This is a genomic window from Thermohalobaculum sediminis, assembly GCF_023487995.1.
In the GTDB taxonomy this organism is placed as follows: domain Bacteria; phylum Pseudomonadota; class Alphaproteobacteria; order Rhodobacterales; family Rhodobacteraceae; genus Thermohalobaculum; species Thermohalobaculum sediminis.
Genome location: NZ_JAMFKN010000004.1, coordinates 186886 through 207254, shown reverse-complemented (window position 1 = coordinate 207254; position 20369 = coordinate 186886). Strand labels below are relative to the sequence as shown.

Sequence of the window (20369 nt, the reverse complement as noted above, 5' to 3'; positions counted from 1 at the left end):
CCAGCGAGGGGCTATGGGCGAGACACTCCACGGAAGCGCCGCGACCACGCACGCCGTCCGAACTGCGAAACAGCGACCGTCGTCTTCGATCTCGGAGCTGAGCCGGCGGCACGGGATCAACCCGAAGACGGTGGGGAAGTGGCGCAAGCGCGAGATCGTCGACGATGCGCCGATGGGGCCGAAGGAAGGCCGCTCGTCGGTTCTCAGCAAGGAGTAAGAGGCGCTGGTCGTTGCCTTCCGCCGCCATACGCTTATGCCGATCGATGACTGCCTCTACGCGCTCCAGGCGACCATCCGGCATCTGACCCGCTCCTCGCTTCATCGCTGTTTCCAGCGTCACGAGATCAGCCGATTGCCGGAGCTGGAGGGGACGAAGCCGAAGGCGGCGTTCAAGGCCTATCCCATTGGCTTGTTCCATATCGACATTGACGAGGTCCGGACCGAGGAGGGCAAGCTCTATCTGCTCGTCGCCATCGACCGGACCAGCAAGTTCGCCTTCGCCGAGTTGCATGAGAGGGTGACGCGTCGCGCCGCCGCCGCCTTTCTGCGCCGCCTGGCAGGGGCAGTTCCCTTTCGGATCCATACCGTTCTCACGGACAACGGCACGCACTTCACCGAGCCGACGGGCGACGGCTGGCGACCCGCGGAGATCAGGCGCATGAGAGCCGCCGGCGAGCTGTTCCGCTGCCACTCCTTTGAGCTCGCCTGCGCCGACCGCGAGATCGAGCACCGGCTCACCAAGCCGAACCACCCGTGGACCAACGGCCAGGTCGAACGGATGAACCGAACGCTCAAGGAGGCGACCGTGCGCAGATACGATTACGAGACGCACGACGCGCTGCGTCCGCATCTCAGCACCTTCCTTGACGCCTACAACTTCGCCAGGCGCCTGAAGACGCTTCGAGGCCTCACGCCGTTCGAGTTCGTCTCCCAGAAATGGACATCAGAGCCGCACCGCTTCAGACGTCATCCAGACCATCTCATCCCGGGACCGAACATCTAGTTCGCGTCCATGATGTTCGGCCCATCGGAAAACCCGCCGCAGCGGCACAGCTTAGGATTGAACCCGCAACCAAACGGTGGAAGAAGGTGATGATCCCAGTCGCGAGTGGGCGTCCTGCAATCCCCGAAACGCGTGACGCAAACTCGGTCACCATCAACGCGCTGCGGCGGAAGCGGCGCCTCGCCGCCGACACGTTGGTGGAACCCCACATCGCAGCATCGGACCCAACGCCATAGAATGCTGTACAGAGGCCGGCATGAACCAAAAATATAAAGTCCTTATCATTCTTCCACGCAATATGGACTTCAGTATTGAGCACGCATCGTCGATCGACTTGGTGGCGTATGATTTCGCGCGTCACAGTGTTTTCTCAGCCGAAACTGTTGTTTGCGGCATGACTAGCGGGACGCGCCTGCCCGGCATAGATTTTGTCGAGATGCCGGCGGGGATGTCGTCCAGAGACGGCGTGAAATTCTGCGTGGACCTCGTGCGGCGTTTCGATCCCCGGGTCATCGTCGTCCATCAGCATATTCCGACTGCCGTGCGCCTTTGCCGGGCGGTCCGGGACAGGGCCATCATACTGCACCGTCACAACTACATCCGGCATAAGCGGTTGAGCTTCTTCAAGCGCATCTACAAAAGCTACCTGCTCAATTGCCTGGATCATTTTGTCTTTGTGAGTGACTCAGTAAGAGATAATTTCACCGAGCACTTCGGCAAACTCGGGCCCAAGTCGATCACGATTCACAACTTTCTTGATTTTTCCGAGTGGAACCCTAACCCCGAGCGCAGGAAGGAAATCGTCTTTGCCGGCCGGTGTGTGCCAGAGAAGGGCGTGCTCGAAGCCGTTCGCGCCCTCGAGATTCTGAAGGAACAAACGGAATGGCGCGCGAAATTCATCCTGTCGAGATGCGCCGAGCAACCCGACTACGCCGAAACCGCCCGTCGGCTGATCGCCCACAACGATAAAATCGACGTTCTGACCGAGCAGCCCTTTCACGTCGTGAAACGCACTATGGAGCACGCCGCCATCGCGCTCGTGCCGTCTCTCTGGAACGAGCCTTTTGGACGGACGGCGCTCGAAGCACATGCGGGCGGGGCGGCGGTCATCAGTTCCGGCCGGGGCGGCCTGCGCGAAGTCAGCGGCGATTTCGCGGTGTATGTCGATCCGACCGACGTTCGGGCCTTCTCCGAAGCGATCCACGGGCTGATGCATGATGCGTCCGCGCGCGACTGGTACGCCGTTTCGGGACACCGTGTCGCGCACGAGCATTTCTCGAAGTCCGCGGTCCTCCCGCGCTACGACAGGCTCCTTCGACTGACCTGAGCCCTCAGGGTCTCTCGATCAAATGGAGAGTCCTGCGGGTTGATAGTCCAGACTGTTGGTCTTTGCGAGCGCGCCGGGCTTGAAGCCTTCATCCAGCTCGAGCGCACCGCGCGCGGCGGGCGTCAGCCCGCCCAGGGAGGAATGCGGGCGGACGTGGTTGTAGTCGTGCCGCCGGAGCTGCAGCCGGCGCATTGCGTCGGCGAGCGTCTCGAAGATCTCCTCGTTGAGCAGCTCGTCCCTGAGCCTTCCATTGAAGCTCTCGATGAACGCGTTCTGAGTAGGCTTGCCGGGCGCGATGTAGTGCCAGGCGACGCGCCGCCTGCTCGTCGTCGGCGCCACCTCCGTCACCCGACGAGCGCCAACCATCAACACCCGAACCGGCGCCTGGGTGCGATCGCTCCTCGAACGCAAGCCACCGCGGCTCTTCACCGTCGCGATCGCCAACAAGACCGCTCGGACGGCATGGGCGCTGCTGACCCGAGGTGAAAGTTACGAGGCCCCGACCGCGGCCTGAGATGGCGCGACGAACCGCGGCGCCACAGGCCGCGGCGAAAGGATGCAAGGGCAGACGTGAGTGATGATGATCGACCGGGATCGCTGCCGGGACACCCCGAGGTGCTGTGAGGGCGTCAAAGCTCGGTTGTCTGATCGGGACTCGGTACGCGGACCTCATCAGGGCCAGCGGTCAAATGCACCGTGCACAAAGGCCGGACACATGACCGCTCCCCGCTCCGATCGCCACCCGCTCAACTCAACCCTTTCACAACCGGAGCCGTCCACACATGACAGCGCCGGCGAGTGGCGCCGCGACGCGGACCGTTCGTCGACCTCGCCGACGTGACGGCCTCGCCGACCTCAAGCGACCGCGGTCGATCCCGAACGGTCCGCCTCCGGCTCCCGCCGCCACAACTCGGCCGACTCGCCGCGGAGCCGCTCGAGGACAGGCTGCTCGGCGAGCACCTCGATCGCGCTCATGAAGCGGTCCCTCCCGTGGCGCTCGTAGAGCTTCTCCTGGGAAATCTCGGACAGCTCGTGGCGCTTCTTTTCCGAGTAGCTCTTGGACTTCGCGTGGAACACGTAGGTGTGCGTCGCGACCACGAGGGCGAAGCCCGCATCGACGGCCCGGAAGCAGAAGTCGTTCTCCTCGCCATAGCCGCGCGGGAACGCGCCCTCGTCGAACGGGCCGACGGCGTTCCACGCCTCGCGCGTGATGCCGAAGCAGAAGCCGTGCACCATCGGCACGCAAGGCGGCGACGCCGGGCTGCGAGCCTCGCACCACGCATTCATGTCGTCGGCCGAGAACCCGTCCGGGAGCTCGTTGACCGCCGTCTGGGTCGAGGTGCCGGTGACGCCCGGGATCGACTGGTAGCTGGCGGCGTTCGAGAGCGGTCCAACGACGCCCGCTCCCGGCACGGACGAGACCGCGTCGAGGAGCTTCTCGGCCCAGCCGGCGGTCACCACCGTGTCGCTGTTCAGGAGGACGAAGAACTCCGCCGTCGCGAGACCGACACCGGCATTTGCCGCGCGGGTGTAGCCCTGGGCGGTCTCGTTCCGGTGGAGCGTCGCGAAGTCGTTCGACCGCGCGAAGTCGGCAAGATAGGCCTTCGTCTCCTCGCCCGAGCCGTCGTCGACCAGGATCACCCGGTGCTGCGGACCGCGATGGCGGACGACGGAGTCGAGGCACCGCCTGACATCCTCGAGCGCATTGTGAACGCAGATCACGATGTCGATCTGCCGGTCGCGGAGAGGGGCGAGCCGCTCCTCGCGCAGCTGCGAATAGGGACGGGCATCGGTCTGGCCGGCCGCCACCGCCGCGCGGACGGCATCGCCGATCCCCTGCGAGAAGGCCTCCCAGCGGGAGATCGACTGCGCCCGCTCGCGAGCCGCCTTGCCCATCCGCAGGATGGTCTTCGGGTCGCAGAGCGCATTGACGAACTCGACCGCATCGCCCGTCTTCCTGTAGGGTACCAGGAACCCGCTCACGCCGTGCTCGACCAGCTCCGGGAGAGCGCCCCAGTCATAGACGATGCAAGGGCGGCCCGCCGCCAGCCCCTCGAGGACCGTGCGCCCGTAGGACTCCTTGAAGTGCGAGAAGTTGAGCACGACGTTGACGCCGGCCAGCGCCTCCTGCGGAGACGCCGTGTAGTCTACAAATTCCAGGTTGTCCGGCACCGGCGCGGTCCCGCCAAGGTAGTCCTGGACCAGCGGCCGCGAGAGCGGGCCGATGATCCGGAAGCGCGCGGCGGGCGCGCGGTCGCGGCAAAGGCGCGCCAGCTCGACCACGTCCTCGATGCCCTTCTTGGCATAGTTGCTGCTGATCAGGCCAAAGACGACGTTCTCTCCCACCTCGTTCGGCATCTCGAACGCCGCCACGTCGACCACGTTAGGCACCAGATCCGTCTCCGCCGAGCTGCCGAGGCACCCGGCCGTCGCCTTCGAGTTGGCGATGAGGCGCGTGGCCGACCGGGCGACCCGGGCCACGATCGCCGCCGCATCGAGGCCGATCTGGCGCTGCAGCTCCTTGTCCTCGCTGATGATCTCGCGCACATGCACGACGCTCGGCACCCCGCACATCCGAGCGGCGAGAAGCGGGGCGACCACGACCAGCGTGTTGACGTAGACGATGTCGGGGCGGGCCTCCTCGATGATCGCCCGGAAGACGGGCTCGGACGCGAGGGACGCCGCCATGTCGGCGGTCCACTGGTTGTAGGGGAAGACGCGGATCTCCTGCGCCAGGCCCCGGATCGTGTCGACATAGGCCTCGTTGGTGGCTTCCTGCAGCGTCACGACGACGTTGAACCCGTTCCCCCTGAGGGCGCGGAGCACATCGAGAAAGCTCCGCTCTCCGCCGAAGATCTGCTTGCCCGCATGGTGGGAGCACAACAGCACGGTCTTCGCTTCCTCGTCCCACTCCGGGGCGCCGGGGATGATCTCGACCGGAACGGGCAGGTTCTGGATATGCTCGCGCACGACGGACGCGCAGGCGTCGAGGAAGGCGTAGCCATATCTCCGGTCCGGCTCGAGATAGGTGCCCTCGGCCCATTCGTTCCAGGCATTGACGAAGACGAGCCGCTCGCCAGCGCGATTTGCCTGCGCGCGCGAGAAGCACTGTTTCATCCACTCCTTGAAGAGCGCGGGCGTGGCGCCGTGGATGATCTCGCCGTTCGCCGGGCGCCGGGCGCTGTTGTCCCACGAGGTCATGATCCCCGGATGGACGGTCGCGCCGACGACCTTGCGCGACTTCTCCGTCTCGACGATCTCGGCGTACGAGCGAATCCGCCAGCCGGTCCGGAACTTGGACAGCTCGAACTCGTCCTGCACGTTCGACGCCCGCACATGGTGCGGTGGGAACTCGGACAAGGCATCGAAGCCGAAGCTCTCGTAGTCGGTGAAGGCGAAGGAGTTGGTCGCAATCAGATAGAGGTCCGGATAGCCGAGTTCGCGCGCCAGGTCGCGCCAGCGCGCCACGGTCGCGGCCGCGTCGGGCAGCAGCGACGGCCGGTAGACGGTGAGGACGGGGCGGCCGTCGATCTTCAGGTAGCGCTCGTCGCGGAAGTACCTGTCGACATATCGCAGGAAGGCGAGATCGTCCTCCGGCGAATGCGACTGCGCGATCAGGATCTCGTGCTCGCTGCCGTCCCAGCGCCTCGACCAGTTCTCGTTCGCCCAGCACAGGCAGAACGGCAGGTCCATGTCCTTGTTCTCAAGGTAGTTCTTCAGCGGCGTCTCGAGCAGCGTCTTGCCGCCGAACCAGTAGAAGTGGAAGCAGAATGCGCTGATGCCATAGAGCTTCGCCAGCTCGACCTGGCGGCGCATCACGTCCACCACCCGCAGGTCGTAATAGCCGAGCTCGCCCGGCATCCGCGGCTGGTAGTGCCCTTCGAAATGCGGATAGGCCCGCGTCACGTTGCGCCATTCGGTGAAGCCCTTGCCCCACCAGGCATCGTTCTCCGGGATCGGATGGAACTGGGGAAGATAATAGGCGATCAGCCAGACGTCGGATTTCGCGACCGCGGGCGCGGTTCGCGCCAGCGGGACGAAGTCCGACTTCGGATACTCGCACATCGCGTTGTGCACCCACTGGTCGAACAGCCGGGCATGCAGCGTCGTCTCGCCGCCTGCGGGTGCGGTCACGACTTCGGAGGAAGTTGCCGCGGCGGCCCGCTGGGACGCCCGCGCCGGCGCGACCGCGGGGCGCACCTCGGGATGGTTGGCGGCCCGCCATTTCCGCCGTTTCTTGCTGGAGAAGGGATGCCGCACAGCGGCCTCGCTCCGCCAGGCAAGACGCTCGAGCTGCTCGCCAAGGCGCAACGTTCCGCGAGACTTCGGGGCTTTCGCCAGCGTCTCCTTCAGGCCGGCCCTGAAGGCGCGCCGCTTGGCGGCGTTCACTGGGTGTCGCAGCGCCGGTTCCAGGCGCACGCGAAGCGACCTCATGTAACCACCGTCAAGCCTCGGAATCTGCAGCATCAGGGATCGCTCCACCTGTGAATTCAGCGTCTGAATCGACGACTGGACCTCCTCGAGCCGGCTCTGGAGCCGCTTCTCCCGCTCGGAACCTTCCCTGAGACGAGCTTCGAGGCTCTGAACGCCGCGAACCACATCTCTCTGAAGCCCGTCGGCGCGCTCGGCTGCCTGTCGCAGCATGGATTCGAGGTCGCCCATCCTCTCGAGCGCGGCCCCGTAGAGGCGCTCATCGCGTTCGGCGCCCGCTTCCAGCCGCGCCTCGAGATCGCCCATCCGCGCGACAATGTTCGCCTGGAGCTGCTCTTCGCGCTCGACGCTCCGCCGCAGACGCGCTTCGATCTCGTTCGCTCGCGAGGACGCCTCATTGTGCATCCTCTCATAATATCGCGCAGCCGAATGCAGCGTGCCGACATAGCTGTCATTCGAGAGGAGGCTACCCGCGGTCTGCTCGAGGGCGGAATCGGAGGCCAGCGCGACGAAATACTCCGAGGACCAGAACCCGTCTTCGTGGGCGTATCGCAGGCCATCCTCGGTGTCGAAGAGCGCGAGATCCGAACCATCCGCTTCCTGCGGCACCAGATACGAGCCGCAGATCTTGCGCTGCCCAAGCATCTGGACATGTTTGAAATGCGTCTTCAGCAATTCATCGAACTGCCCGAAATCGAGCTCCCGAACGTGGAACGGGTTATCGTATCCGGGCTTGTCCGAATAGATCGGCCGGTTCGGGGACGATATGATCAAGAGCCCGCGCGGCCGGAGGACACGGCGGATCTCGGCCAGAAACGCCTCGTGCTCTGCAAAGTGCTCGATCGTCTCGAAGCTGACGACGACGTCGAAGCTGCCATTGTCGAACGGCATGCGCGTCGCGTCGCCCTGCCTGAAGGTCAGGTTGTCTCTGTCGTAGTTCCGGCGAGCAAAGGCGATCGTCTCTCCATCGACGTCGAGCCCGGCAACCGAGGACGCGGCGGAGGCCAGCAAGCTCGCGCCGTATCCCTCGCCGCAGGCAACGTCCAGAACATCCTTGCCCGAGCAAAACTGTAGAGCGAACAAATATCGGTGGTAATGCGCGTGCTGCGTGGGCCCCTCGTGCCCGGACACATATCTTTCCCCGGTGAACGTGAGTTTTTCATCGGGGTTCGGAAATTCAACAGGCGTTCTTTTCATTCTGCACCGCAGCGACTTCGGAGACTCTCGTTTTCTGTTATTTTCCTGCAAGAGAACGCGACAAATAGTCGATATCACCACCAGCAGTCAGAGCCCCCAAGACCACCGGTTCCGCTTAGCAGTTTCCGCCCCTCGGCACAACGCTGGAGAGCGCGCGCGGCCGCGCCGGCGCCGCTCGGATCGCGCCGTTCCGGGGCCAGTGCGCGGATCCGCGACTACGCCCGCCACGCGATGTACTCGCCGGCCATCACCCGCTTGACAGCCTTCATAAAGTTCAAGGCGATGCTGCCGTCGTTCTCGAACGGCCCTGTCATGTGTGGACGTATATGGACCCCGCCTCATTGCAACGGTTTGGCTGGTTGTGGTCGGGTGTCACGATTGCTGACGTATAGCCGTTCCCCATCTTCGACACGCGCCCCAGTCGCTCCTTGCCGCCCGACGAGTTCTGCCGCGGCACGAGGCCCAGCCAGGCTGCAAACTGACGACCGGATCGGAAGACGGACGGATCCGGCACACTGGCCGCGAGCGCGGTGGCCGTGATGATGCCCACGCCGGGGATCGTCTCGAGCCGCTGGCTTGTCTGGTTCTGCCGGTGCCACGACATGAGCTGGCGTTCGATCTTGCGGATCTCATCCGCCAGGCTCTCCAGTTGCGCGACCAGCGACAGAAGCGCCGACTGAGCGAGAGCCGGCAGGCCCAGGTCACCTCGCTCACGCCGATCGACCGGATCGCTTCGGTCAATGGCGTTCCCTGCGCCGTCATAACGTCGATCTGCCGCAGCTTGGGGACGATCTCCTCGGGCTTGTGTCTCTTCCTCGGCATGGATCCTCCTTCTCGGCTCAGCCGACATTGCAGGTGGATCCGTTCAAGGGGGTCGGGCCAGAGCGCACGCCATTTTTTGACAAACTTGTCAATTCTTGCTCTCGACAATCCGCGCGACCGGTTCCGCGTTGTGTCGACGGCCTCCCGGTGCTAGGTGGCCGCCGGGACGGAGGCGCCCGTGACCGCGCGAATTCCCGGGGGAGAGCTATGGAAACGAGGTGCTCGATCTGCGGCCACGACCAGTTCGGCCAGCGCAAGGTGCTCTGGGACGCCTTGGTGAACGAGTGGCAGCTTTCGCCGCGGGAGCGGGAGTACGTCGACCGCCAGCAGGGGATGCACTGCCTGTCCTGCGGCGCGAACCTTCGGGGAATGGCGCTTGCGCTCGCCGTGCAGGACGCGATCGGAAAGGATGCGCCCATCGCGCAACTGGTCAAGGACCCCGCGGTGGCCGCTCTCCGCGTCCTCGACATGAACGTAACGTCGATTTCCTCCTCCTTCCGAGGCCTGCCGAACTACGTCGACGCACGGTATCCGGATGTGGACATGCACAGCCTTCCTTATCCGGACGGCACCTTCGATATTGTCGTGCATTCGGATACGCTCGAGCATGTACCGAACTTCGTCCACGCGCTGGGCGAATGCCGCAGGGTGCTGAAGCCGACCGGGAGCCTCTGCTACACGGTGCCGATCATCGTGGATCGCCTGACGAGAAGCCGCGCGGGTCTGCCGCCGAGCTATCACGGCAAGGCCGAGGGCCTCCGGGACGACTATCTCGTGGTGACGGAGTTCGGCGCGGATGCCTGGCGATACCCCTTCGAGGCGGGCTTCGGGAGCGTGCGGTTCCACACCCTACGGTTCCCCGACGCGATCGCGATCACCGCAAGCCAGAGCGGGGTGGGGATCGCCGGATCGTCGAGCGGGAGAGCCGCATGATCATCGGACACATCGGGGCCCGGAAGGGGTCGAAGGGGGTGCCGGGCAAGAACACGCGCCCCATGCTCGGCAAGCCGCTCGTCGACTGATCGCTCGACCAGCTCTTCGCCTGCCCGCGCATGGACGTCATGGTCGTCTCCATGGACGACGAGGTGCTGCGCGACCATGCGCTGGCAAAGGGGGGCGCTGGACACCGGGCTCCGCCCGGCTCATCTCGCCACCGACACGGCGGGCAAGTGGGGCGTCTGGCAGCACGCGCTCGACGAGACGGAGAAGCGGGTCGGGCCTGAGACCGCGTTCCTCGACCTCGACTGCACGAAACCGCTTAGGCTCCAGGGCGACATCGACGCCGCGCTCGACCTCTTCGCGCGGGAGCGGCCGGACATGGTGGAGTCCTGCACCGAGGCGCGGAAGAACCCCTACTTCAACCTCGTGGAATCCGATGCCTCGGGCGCGCTGCACGTCTCGAAGCCGCTCCCGGGCGGCGTGCTCGCCCGCCAGCAGGCGCCGGTCGTCTACGAGCATGTGGGCGTCGTCTACGACGCGGCGCCCGACTACCTGAAGCGGTCCGGGTCGCTTTACGAGGGCCGGGTCGCTTTACTAGGGCCGGGTCATCCCGCTGGTCCTGCCCTACGAGCGGGGGGTCGACATCGACAATCCGCACGACTGGGAGATCGTGGAGTTCCTCATGTCCCGCCAGATCGCGAGGGGGGAGCGGCCCGTGTGAGCCGCTACGCTGCGGTTCCCCCTGTGCATCGGCACTTGCCGCACCGCGCCCGTCCAGATAACAACCTCACTACCTGTTCTACCCGTGTCGCGCGGAACACCACCCGGCTGCGGGAACGACGCTCCATGCCGAGGTGCGACATGACCCAGAACGCCAGGGAACGCTTCAAGCTCTCCAAAGACGATGACTGGCTCGCCTTGCTGTCGCGCAGCGTGCATGAACCGCTGATCGATGGGTTCGAGATGCCGAGATTCCCGCACGGGCGGGTCCAGCGCCAGTTCATCGGCTCGGCCGATGGCGCTGCCCTGAATGAGGGTTTCGCCTTTTATCGCAAGTGCAGATCCTACTTCGACCGACACGGACTGCGCCTTGCGCCGGATGCACGATATCTCGACTTCGGCTGCGGATGGGGCCGATTCCCGCGAATCTTCTGGTATGACTTCGACCCCGCGAACATCCACGGCGTCGACGTGGATCCCGAAATCCTGGCCGTGTGTCGCGCGCTTGGCTGTCCCGGAACCTATACCCGCATCGAGCCGAGGGGGCGCCTGCCCTTCGACGACGGTCACTTCGATTTCGTCAGTGCCTACTCTGTCTTCAGCCACCTGCCCGAAGAGATCGCGGGCCACTGGATGAGCGAACTGTCCCGGGTGACGAAGCCCGGCGGCATGATGGGCTTCACGACGGAAGCGCGCCGCTTTCTCGACTTCATCGAGAGAATAGAGGACACCTCGAGATCAAACTGGCACTTCACGCTGGCAAAGCACAAGGCGCGGGTTCCCGAGTATCGCGACATCTTCGACCAGGGGCGGTTCGTCTACATCCCTACGGGCGGCGGCGCGTACCGCAGCGAAGACGTCTACGGTGAGGCCTGCATTCCCGAATCCTACATCCGGACCGCGTGGTCTGAACACTTTGCTCTCGTCGACTACGTGGACGACCCGTCGAAGTTCTGGCAGGCGTTCGTAATCGTCCAGAAGCCGGGCGCTCGGTGACTGACACGGCGTCGAGCGCTTCGCAGTGCTCCGCACATTCGGCACCGCAGCCCCGCCTGCCAGAGCGGATCACCGGCCTCGACACGCTCAGGGGCTTCGCGGCCGTGGCAGTGATCTTCTACCACTTCCACGCGCTCCTTGCGCTCGAGATGTGGCCGGCCTGGACGGGCTATTTCTCGATGGCCGTGCCGTTGTTCTTCGCGTTGAGCGCCTTCTCGCTTTGCCTGCGGTACAGTGGCCGGCTCGGCGTCACGGATACGGTCGGGAACTTCTATTGGCGACGCTATCTCCGCATCGCACCGCTCTTCTACCTGATGCTTTTCGCCTACATCGCGCGCCGCATCATCAAGGGATGGAGCCTGCCTCCCGTCGAGGACATCCTTCTCAACCTGACGTTCCTTTTTCCCTTCGATCCCGCGAAGAACGAAAGCCTTGTCGCGGCGGGATGGTCGCTCGGGCTCGAGATGATCTTCTATGCCATGTTCCCGCTGATCGTCGCCCGCACGACCAGCCTGAAGCGCGCATTGGTGTTCTTCGTGGCGGCTGTCCTCGTTCAGGCTGCGTCGGGCTACGTCTTCTTTCGGATACTGCCCGAAACGAACTTCTACTGGCTGTCCTTCCCTACCCAGTTCGCCTTCTTCGCGGGCGGAATCCTCGCTTACCACTCCTACCTTGGCGTGCGGTCGATGGACGCCAGCGCGACGTCCCTGGTCACCGGCGTCCTCCTCGCGTCCAGCGCGCTGGCGCTCGTCTTCGGAACGCGCCACGGCCTGTTCGAGGTCAGGGTGGGGGGCTGGCCCGCGTTGCGGCCGCTCATCGGCTTCATTCTGACGGTCATGGTGGTGGCGCTCGCTCTGAAGCCGTTTCCCGTGCTCGTGAATCGGGTCACCGTCTTCCTCGGGGAGATCAGCTACGGTCTGTACCTGATTCATCCCTTCGTGATCCTCGTCATCGGCAAGCCTCTCTTCACCGCTCTCGGAGAGGCCGGGTTCTCCCGACCGGACGCGGCCTCCATCACGATCGCGGCCGTGCTTTTGGTCACTGGCGTCGCGGCCACGGCGAGCTTCTACTGGCTTGAACAGCCGATGATGAAGTTGCACCGGTTCGTCCGCAGGAGACCCGTCGCGTCGCGTCCCTGACTGTCCGGGCGGCCCGGGATCTGCGCCCGCGAAACCGGACGATGCAGGGACCTAGATGTTTAGTCCCGAAGTATGATGTCCGACACTGCCGCTCGCTCGCCTGTGTCCTTCGGCAGCCCACGCCGCCGCGGTCGGGCACGCAGCCCATTCTCCCGCATCAGCCGCTCGACACGGTGCAGGCCGCAGGAAAGCCCCTCGGCCAGAACGTCGTCCCAGACGCGTCGAGCACCGTAGGTGCGGTCGCTGCTCCTGAAGCTCCGGTCGATAACGCCGAGGAGCCCCTCATCGTGCCAGGAGCGGGCACTGGGACTGTGGTTGAGCCAAGCATGGAAGCCCGACCGGGAGACATCCAGCGCGTCGAATAGCCATGCCACCGGCCAGATGTTCCGGTGCTTCGCGATGAAGGCGAACTTCATGTCGCTTCCCTCGCGAAGAAGGCCGCGGCCTTTTTTAGGATGTCGCGCTCCGCCTTCAGCTTCGCGACTTCCTTCCGGAGCCGAGCAATCTCGAGCTGCTCCGGCTTCATTTGACCATGGCCGGGAAAGGCGTGCTGCGCATCGGTAGCGAACTCCTGATCCATTTGCGCAGCACGTTCTCGTGCAGATCAAGATCTCGGGCCGCCTGCGCAACGGCAACGCCCCGTTCCCTTACCAGCCTCACCGCCTCAAGCTTGAACTCGCGGCTGAACTTCCTTCATCGCATTCCAATCCTCCGGTTCCCTGAAACACCCTAGCTCGGTGTCCACGAGACCGGCAGCAGGCCAAGGTTTGTCCACGGAGCCTAGGCTTCGTTCTGCGACTAGACGATTTCATAGTTGGTCAGCTCGTTCCTGAGCGTCGATTTAAAGTGACCCTGCCCCTTCTTCGCCCTTAGAGCCCCCCTTGCGTCGGCCCAGTTGGAGCGTTTAGTCGAACAGCGAGGCCCACGTGTCCTAGAATCTCTTTGTCTCCGATCACAGAGTGGACTCCTCGAGCTATTTGCGCGCATCTGGGCTTCGGACTGAGTAGGGCAGCGTTGGCATGAGCATCACCACTTCGCCAGAACATCACAGCGTCTGCGTCGCAATCATCACGCACAACAGCGAACTGCTCATCCGTGAGGCGCTCCAATCGGTGCCCGATTGGGCCGAGAAGATCGTCGTGGACAATGCGAGCGATCGCAGGATTGCCGACTATCTTACCGATATTGATGTCAGGGTCATCGAGAACCCGAGCAACGCGGGCTTTGGCGCGGCATGCAACATCGCGGCCAAGGCGGCGCGGTCGGACTACATCTTCTTCATGAACCCGGATGCACGGCTGACCGACGGCGCACTAGAGGAGCTGCTGAGGGCGGCGGAAGAGATGGGAGCGTCCGGTGGTGCCTACGGGCCGTGCCTCACCGGGCCGGAGGGCCCCATCCCGCCTCGCGCGGGCACCATGCTCGATACCGGCGGATCGACCTATATCGCCGACCCCGGCGAGGCACCGCGTGCCATCTACTTCCTGTCCGGGGCGGCATTGCTGATCGAGCGCGAACTCTTCCTCGAACTTGGCGGGTTCGACGAGAAAATCTTTCTCTATCTCGAGGATGATGATCTCTGTCTCCGCCTGCGGCGCATCGGGCGCCCCCCGGTGCTCGTGCCGAAAGCGCAGGTCTTCCATTTCGAGAAGGATCAGTCCCAAACCTCCTCGCGGGTGATACGTTTGAAGAACTACCATGCCACCCGCTCCTATCTTTATCTCCTCGAGAAACACAGTCGAGCCACAAATCTGGCTCGCCTCAGGCTGAAGGCCCTCCGCCGGTTGATCTGGGCAGCGATCACGCTGGACCGGGTCAGGTTCGCCAAGAACGCCGGTCGATTGATGGCGCTGCAGGGACTGCCACTCGTGTAGACGCGGCGCAGGGGCTTGGGAAGCTGCTCGGCAGAGGCTGTCGGGCTTGGCCGGCCGTCAGTGTCGCAGCGGGGGAAAGAATGCTTGCAAGCTGGGGCTCTTGTGCGCAAACCCGTCCGCAGCGGCGCCGGCAGCGGCCGCACCCCTGAGGCCAACCGCGGGATTGAACGATGCCCCAGTCAGCCGTCGGCGTACTCGTGAAGCGGGATTCGTGGTCCCTCATCTATCGGCTGATGAAGGAGAACGCGGCCGACAAGTGGCAGAACTACGCGACCGGGTTCGCACTCCTCATGGTCGTCTCGGGCGCGACCGCGCTGAGCGCCTACATCATGCGCGACGTGATCAACGAGATCTTCGTCGACCGGCGCGAGGACATGGTCATCTACATCGCGCTGGCTGTGACTATCATCTTCGGCGTGAAGGGCGCCGCGGCATACGGGAGCTCGATCATCCTTGCACGTGCCGGCAATGCGATCGTAGCGCGCCTACAGCGAAGGCTTTTCGACGCGATCCTCTCGCAAGATCTCGCCTACTACCAGTCAAGCCAGCTCGGCAATGTGCTGATCCGCTTCCAGAACGGCGTGCAGGGGGCGCGCGCGGCGATCGAGACCCTCGTCCTGTCGATCGGGCGGGACGTGTTCTCGCTGATCGGCCTTGTCGCGGTCATGGTCGTGCAGGATCCGTTCATGTCGCTCCTGTCGCTCGTGATCGGCCCGCCTGCCGTCCTTGGGGTCATGCACCTGATGCGGCAGGTCAAGAAGGTCGCCCAAAGCGAGTTCGCCTCGCTCGGGCGGATCATGGGCCTCGTCAAGGAGACCTTCCTCGGAGTGAAGGTCGTCAAGAGCTTTCGCCTCGAGGGCTACCTGACGGGCGAAATGGACAGCGCGGTCGCAGCCGTCGAGCGCCTGCAGAACCGGATGGCGCGCATCAATTCGCTCACCATCCCGCTGATGGAAACCCTCGGGGGTTTGGCAATCGCGACGGTCATCCTCTATGGCGGGTCGTCTGTGATCAGCGGGCGGAGCGATCCGGGCGCATTGTTTTCGTTCATTACCGCCCTGCTCCTTGCGTACGAGCCGGCGCGGCGGCTCGCCCGCTTCAACGTCCAGTTCCAGCAATCCATGATCGGCGTCACGATGGTCTACGAGATCCTCGACCGCGCCGAGGGCGAGACCGAGCGGGAAGACGGACCTGCGCTGGGGCTCACCGAAGGCAGGATCGATTTCGACAGCGTCGTCTTTTCGTATGGCAGCGCACCGGCGCTCAATAGTCTGAACATCTCCTTCCCCGCGAAGAAGGTGACAGCCCTCGTCGGACCGTCCGGCGGAGGCAAATCAACAATTATCGCCTTGATCACGCGTCTTTGGAACCCGACATCTGGACGCATCCTGATCGACGGGACCGACATTCGGCACGTCTCGGCGCGCTCGCTGCGGGAGTCCGTGTCGCTGGTCACGCAGGACTCGTTCCTCTTCGAGGGGAGCATTCGCGAGAATCTGAGGATGGGGAACCTCGCGGCCACAGACGAGCAGATCGTTGCGGCGGCGAAGGCTGCACATGCGCATGGTTTCATCCTTGAGCAGCCAAACGGCTATGATACCGAGGTCGGCGAAGGAGGCTCGCGGCTCTCGGGAGGACAGCGCCAGCGCATCGCGATCGCGCGCGCGATGCTCGCGGACGCCCCAATCCTGCTGCTCGACGAAGCGACCTCAGCGCTCGACAGCGTGTCGGAGAGTAAGGTCCAGGCAGCTCTCGAGCAACTGATGGAAGGGCGCACAACGGTCGTGATCGCGCACCGGCTGTCGACCATCCGCAACGCCTCGATGATCCACGTCATCGATCAAGGCCGGTGCGTCGAGAGTGGAGCCCACGATGACCTGTTAAACAAGGCCGGGCTCTACGCGCACCTCTATCAGGTTCAGTTCTCGGTCCAGAGCTGATCCGGACGAGGCTGGCTCAGGAGCGCGGCGATTCAGCTTGTGCTGGTTGCTCCGAAGTTTTACGCGGCGAGCCCATGGTCTCATCGGCAAGCTTCAATAGATATTGGCCGTATTCGGTCTTCATCATGGGGCGCGCGAGGCTGACCAGCTTTTCATTGTCGATAAATCCCATGTGGTAGGCGACTTCTTCCGGGCAGCCGACCTTCAGGCCCTGTCGCTTCTCGAGCGTGCGCACGAACTCCCCTGCTTCCATCAGGCTGTCATGTGTGCCCGTGTCGAACCATGCAAAGCCGCGTCCCATCAGGGCCACGGTCAGCATGCCATCGACGCGGTAAAGGTCTAGGAGGTCGATGATCTCGAGCTCGCCTCGGGTAGAGGGCCGAAGCTGCCGGGCGCGTTCCGGCGCCTGGCCATCGAGAAAGTAGAGCCCCGTGACGGCATAGTCCGACTTCGGAACCGCGGGCTTCTCCTCCAGGCTGACCACGCCGTCCGCGTCGTCGAACTCGACGACGCCGTAGCGTTCGGGGTCCGAGACTTGATATCCGAACACGGTGCCGCCCTGTGCTTGTGCGTTTGCCGCGAGCAGAAGGTCCGAGAGGCCGTGACCGAAAAAGATATTGTCGCCAAGGATCAGAGCCGAGGGAGCACCGTCAAGGAACTCCTCGGCCAGGAGGTAGGCTTGCGCGAGCCCATCCGGCGACGGCTGCACGATCCACTCCAGCGAAAGGCCGAAATCGGCCCCGTCACCTAGAAGCGCCCGAAACTGCGCCTGATCATGGGGCGTCGTGATGATGGCGATCTCGCGAATCCCGGTCAGCATCAGAACGCTGAGCGGATAGTAGATCATCGGCTTGTCGTAGAGTGGGAGCAGCTGTTTCGAGACCGCTCGGGTGATCGGATAGAGGCGCGTGCCCGATCCGCCGGCGAGAATGATTCCCTTGCGCTTCATGATCTGCTTCCTTCCGCAAGTTCGGACAGAATGCCCCCGAGCGTGCTGCGCCAATCCGGCTGGGCGATTCCATAGACGCGCTCGATCTTGCTGGAATCGAGCACCGCGTAGCGCGGCCGGGCCGCGGGCGTCGGCCAGTCCTGCGTGCCAATGGCGACAACCTGTGGGCGGGTCGTTAATGGAGCCTGCCGGAAGATCTCCCGCGCGAAACCGCACCATGTCGTCGCCGGGGCGCCTGAAAAATGAAAGATGCCACCCTGCCCCTGACCGGCCATGAAGGCGCGGGAAATCCGCCACAGCGCCTTTGCGACATGGCCTGCTGGCGTCGGACCTCCGAACTGGTCGTCGACGACGGAAAGCCTTGGCCGCTCCGCGCCAAGCCGGAGCATCGTCCGGACGAAGTTGGCGCCATGCCCGGCATGGACCCACGAGGTGCGGAGGATCACATGCCTCCCACCGGCTGCGGCCACCGCCCGCTCGCCTGCGAGCTTCGAGCGGCCGTAGGCGCTGAGCGGGCCGACCGGGTCATCCTCGACCCAGGGACGATCGCCGCGGCCGTCGAAGACGTAATCGGTCGAGATGTGCAGGAAAGGCAGGCCCCGCTCGGCGGCCGCGCGCGCCATCGCACCCGGGGCTTCGGCGTTGATCACGGTCGCGAGGCCTTCCTCGCTTTCCGCCCGGTCGACGGCGGTGTAGGCGGCGGCGTTCAGCACGACCTCCACGTCCGCGCGGCGCACGCATTCGGCGCAGGCGGCGGGATCGCTCAGGTCCGCGTCGGCCCGCCCGAGCGCCGTCACGGCAACCCCGGGTCCGGCATGGCGCAGCACCTCGGTCGCGACCTGTCCGCTCCGGCCGAACATCAACAGCCGCAACGTCATGCGCGCGCTCCGAGACCGAGACGCTGTCGGACGCCGTCGCGCTGAAGCAGGGGGCGCCACCAGGCCTCGTTCTCGAGATACCAGTCCACCGTCCGGGCCAGCCCCTCATCCAGCGTGACGCGCGGCAACCAGCCCAGGTCCTGGCGAATCTTCGTGGCGTCGATCGCATATCGGAAATCGTGACCCGGACGATCCGCGACGAACCGAATCAGCCGCTCGTGCGGTGCCCGCAGGGGGCGCCGATTGTCGAGCTGGCGGCAGATCGCCCGCACGATATCGATGTTTCGCGCTTCGGCGTTGCCGCCGATGTTGTAGGTCTCGCCCACGCGCCCCTTTGCGACGACGCCAAGAAGCGCCACGGCGTGATCATCGACGAACAGCCAGTCTCGCACGTTCTCGCCCTGCCCATAAACGTCGATGGGCTGGCCGGCGAGGCCGGCAAGGATGGTCTTCGGAATCAGCTTCTCGGGGAAGTGGAACGGTCCATAATTGTTCGAGCAGTTCGTGATCAGCACGGGAAGACCATAGGTCTCGCCCCAGGCGCGCACGATGTGATCGGACGCAGCCTTCGATGCGGCGTATGGGCTACGCGGCGCATAGGGCGTCGTCTCGGTGAACGCCCCGGTGGGGCCGAGACTTCCATAGACCTCGTCGGTCGAGATGTGGTGGAAGCGAAAGGACGCGCGCGCGTCATCCTCAAGACCGGACAGATATGCGCGCACGGCTTCCAGAAGCTGGAACGTCCCTTCGATATTGGTCCTGATGAACTCGGCCGGTCCGTCGATCGAGCGGTCGACATGGCTCTCGGCCGCGAGGTGCATCACGGCATCGGGCCTGAAATCTGCCAGGAGCGCCACCATCTGCGCCCTGTCGCAGATATCCCCACGCTCGAAGCGATACCCGCCCTCACTGGCTACTGAGGCGACATTTGCCGGGTTCGCGGCATAAGTCTGCTTGTCCAGGTTCAGGACGCTGTGTCCCTTCGCGACCGCAAGTCGCACGACCGCCGAACCGATAAAGCCGAGACCGCCCGTGATCATCAGCCGCATCATACCGCCTCGTATGCGAAGGGGGTCGCGAAGTCGCCGAAAGCCGGCGCAGACGCATCCTTGCCGGAAAGGATCGCATCTGCCGGATCTATCCCCCAATCGATGGCGAGCCGGGGGTCGTCGAAACGCACAGCCCGGTCGCACGCGGGATCGTAGAAATTGTCGACCTTGTAGAGAACATGGGTGTCGGGAACGAGCGTGATGAACCCGTGCAGGAAACCAACCGGGATCAACAGCTGAATGCCATTTTCCGCCGACAACTCCTCGGCAACCCAGCGCCCGAAGGTCGGCGATCCGCGCCGCACATCGACCGCAACGTCCCGAATGGCTCCGCGCGCGACGCGAACCAGCTTGGTCTGTCCCATCGGCGGAGATTGATAGTGAAGGCCGCGCACCGTTCCCGGCGCGGCCGAATACGAGTGGTTGTCCTGCACGAAATCAATGAATATCCCCGCTTCTTCCATGCCGCGGCGATTCCAGGTCTCAGAGAAAAAGCCTCGGGAGTCGGCGAAACGCTTCGGCGTTATCCGCTTCACGTCTGGAATTTTGGTCTGAATGACTTCTAACAAACGACACCTCGTCGGCTCTCACCGCATAGTGGCCCGGGCGCCCGTATCCTCAATGAGAACGCGCAAGCACACTGTCGGCAGCCGGACTCGCAAGATTATCACGTCCGTTAACATTGAATTTATCAGCAACTCAATCTCTATATGCACGGCGTGACCACGGGTTCCAGCGCTGGGCACGTCCGTTCCGGACACCACGGCCCCGTGCCGCTTGATCGGGGCATGGGCTGCAAAACCGCTGAATGGTATCGAATCCCCGCGGCATGCCGCGGAAATTCCGGGACTACTGAAATATAGAGATGGCTTGATGTGGACGCAGGAGCCGGCGAGAGGGAGCAGGGCACCGATGAGACTCGGATCGCCGAATGCCGACATCCTCGCACCGGCCTTCTTGTTCGGTGCAGGGACATGGCTGGCGATGATGCCGCAGACTGTTCCTGCGGCCACGGATCCGCCTTGATGCGGCGCGATTGCTGAAGGCTCACCGCAAACCGCGCATGCGAAGGGCGCAAGATGATCGAACCTGCCGAAGACCGCCG

At 64.2% G+C, this 20369-nt stretch carries 12 protein-coding genes and 6 pseudogenes; 9 read left to right on the top strand and 9 right to left on the bottom strand.

Annotated elements, in window-relative coordinates:
• Nucleotides 1–13 precede the first annotated feature (13 nt).
• Both M1105_RS10685 and M1105_RS10680 read left to right on the top strand, forming a co-directional pair.
• Nucleotides 14–1003, top strand: a pseudogene (locus M1105_RS10685) (IS481 family transposase).
• 256 nt (nt 1004–1259) lie between these two features.
• The gene (locus M1105_RS10680; RefSeq protein ID WP_249580350.1) at nt 1260–2330 is read left to right on the top strand and encodes a glycosyltransferase family 4 protein; all 1071 of its coding nucleotides are present in this window, start codon (nt 1260–1262) and stop codon (nt 2328–2330) included.
• An 18-nt stretch (nt 2331–2348) separates the two neighbouring features.
• Here the strand turns inward: M1105_RS10680 and M1105_RS10675 are convergent.
• A pseudogene (locus M1105_RS10675) lies at nt 2349–2645 on the bottom strand (integrase core domain-containing protein); the annotation flags it as partial.
• On the opposite strand from M1105_RS10675, the pseudogene M1105_RS10670 reads away from it, so the two are divergent.
• Nucleotides 2644–2844: pseudogene (locus tag M1105_RS10670) on the top strand (IS110 family transposase); the annotation flags it as partial. The pseudogenes M1105_RS10675 and M1105_RS10670 sit on opposite strands and share 2 nt — an antisense overlap.
• A gap of 341 nt (nt 2845–3185) precedes the next feature.
• Here the strand turns inward: M1105_RS10670 and M1105_RS10665 are convergent.
• From M1105_RS10665 to M1105_RS10655, 3 genes and pseudogenes are all read right to left on the bottom strand, one after another.
• Nucleotides 3186–7958, bottom strand: a complete 4773-nt coding sequence (locus M1105_RS10665) for a glycoside hydrolase family 99-like domain-containing protein (RefSeq protein WP_249580349.1) — start codon at nt 7956–7958, stop codon at nt 3186–3188.
• A gap of 388 nt (nt 7959–8346) precedes the next feature.
• Nucleotides 8347–8565, bottom strand: a pseudogene (locus M1105_RS10660) (transposase); the annotation flags it as partial.
• Between the two features lie 89 nt (nt 8566–8654).
• A pseudogene (locus tag M1105_RS10655) lies at nt 8655–8780 on the bottom strand (IS3 family transposase); the annotation flags it as partial.
• A gap of 207 nt (nt 8781–8987) precedes the next feature.
• Between M1105_RS10655 and M1105_RS10650 the strand changes: the two are divergent.
• The 4 genes from M1105_RS10650 (at nt 8988) to M1105_RS10640 (ending at nt 12574) form a co-directional block, all read left to right on the top strand.
• The gene (locus M1105_RS10650; RefSeq protein ID WP_249580348.1) at nt 8988–9713 is read left to right on the top strand and encodes a class I SAM-dependent methyltransferase; all 726 of its coding nucleotides are present in this window, start codon (nt 8988–8990) and stop codon (nt 9711–9713) included.
• Complete coding sequence (locus M1105_RS20960; RefSeq protein ID WP_406600616.1) at nt 9710–9802, top strand: cytidylyltransferase domain-containing protein; 93 nt, start codon at nt 9710–9712, stop codon at nt 9800–9802. Before M1105_RS10650 ends, M1105_RS20960 begins: the two co-directional genes overlap by 4 nt.
• Before the next feature lie 76 nt (nt 9803–9878).
• A complete protein-coding gene (locus M1105_RS10645; RefSeq protein ID WP_249580347.1) occupies nt 9879–11435 on the top strand; it encodes a methyltransferase domain-containing protein in 1557 nt (518 codons plus the stop codon).
• On the top strand, nt 11432–12574 hold the full coding sequence (locus tag M1105_RS10640; protein WP_249580346.1) for an acyltransferase family protein: 1143 nt from the start codon (nt 11432–11434) through the stop codon (nt 12572–12574). The genes M1105_RS10645 and M1105_RS10640 overlap by 4 nt, the downstream gene beginning before the upstream one ends.
• 68 nt (nt 12575–12642) lie before the next feature.
• Here M1105_RS10640 and M1105_RS10635 read toward each other — a convergent pair.
• Nucleotides 12643–13234: pseudogene (locus M1105_RS10635) on the bottom strand (IS3 family transposase); the annotation flags it as partial.
• Nucleotides 13235–13593: 359 nt separating this feature from the next.
• Here M1105_RS10635 and M1105_RS10630 point away from each other — a divergent pair.
• Entirely contained in the window at nt 13594–14448 is an 855-nt protein-coding gene (locus M1105_RS10630; RefSeq protein WP_249580345.1) for a glycosyltransferase family 2 protein, read from the top strand.
• A 170-nt stretch (nt 14449–14618) separates the two neighbouring features.
• A complete protein-coding gene (locus M1105_RS10625; protein ID WP_249580344.1) occupies nt 14619–16388 on the top strand; it encodes an ABC transporter ATP-binding protein in 1770 nt (589 codons plus the stop codon).
• 16 nt (nt 16389–16404) lie between these two features.
• On the opposite strand, the gene rfbA is transcribed toward M1105_RS10625, so the two are convergent.
• From rfbA to rfbC, 4 genes are read right to left on the bottom strand one after another with little or no spacing between them, the layout of a single operon-like run.
• Complete coding sequence (gene rfbA, locus M1105_RS10620; RefSeq protein WP_264759585.1) at nt 16405–17337, bottom strand: glucose-1-phosphate thymidylyltransferase RfbA; 933 nt, start codon at nt 17335–17337, stop codon at nt 16405–16407.
• A complete protein-coding gene (gene rfbD, locus M1105_RS10615; RefSeq protein ID WP_249580343.1) occupies nt 17334–18215 on the bottom strand; it encodes a dTDP-4-dehydrorhamnose reductase in 882 nt (293 codons plus the stop codon). Before rfbD ends, rfbA begins: the two co-directional genes overlap by 4 nt.
• Entirely contained in the window at nt 18212–19264 is a 1053-nt protein-coding gene (rfbB, locus tag M1105_RS10610) for a dTDP-glucose 4,6-dehydratase (RefSeq protein ID WP_249580342.1), read from the bottom strand. Before rfbB ends, rfbD begins: the two co-directional genes overlap by 4 nt.
• Nucleotides 19264–19833, bottom strand: coding sequence for a dTDP-4-dehydrorhamnose 3,5-epimerase (gene rfbC / locus M1105_RS10605; RefSeq protein WP_249580341.1), 570 nt, complete (start codon nt 19831–19833; stop codon nt 19264–19266). Before rfbC ends, rfbB begins: the two co-directional genes overlap by 1 nt.
• Nucleotides 19834–20369: the final 536 nt, after the last annotated feature.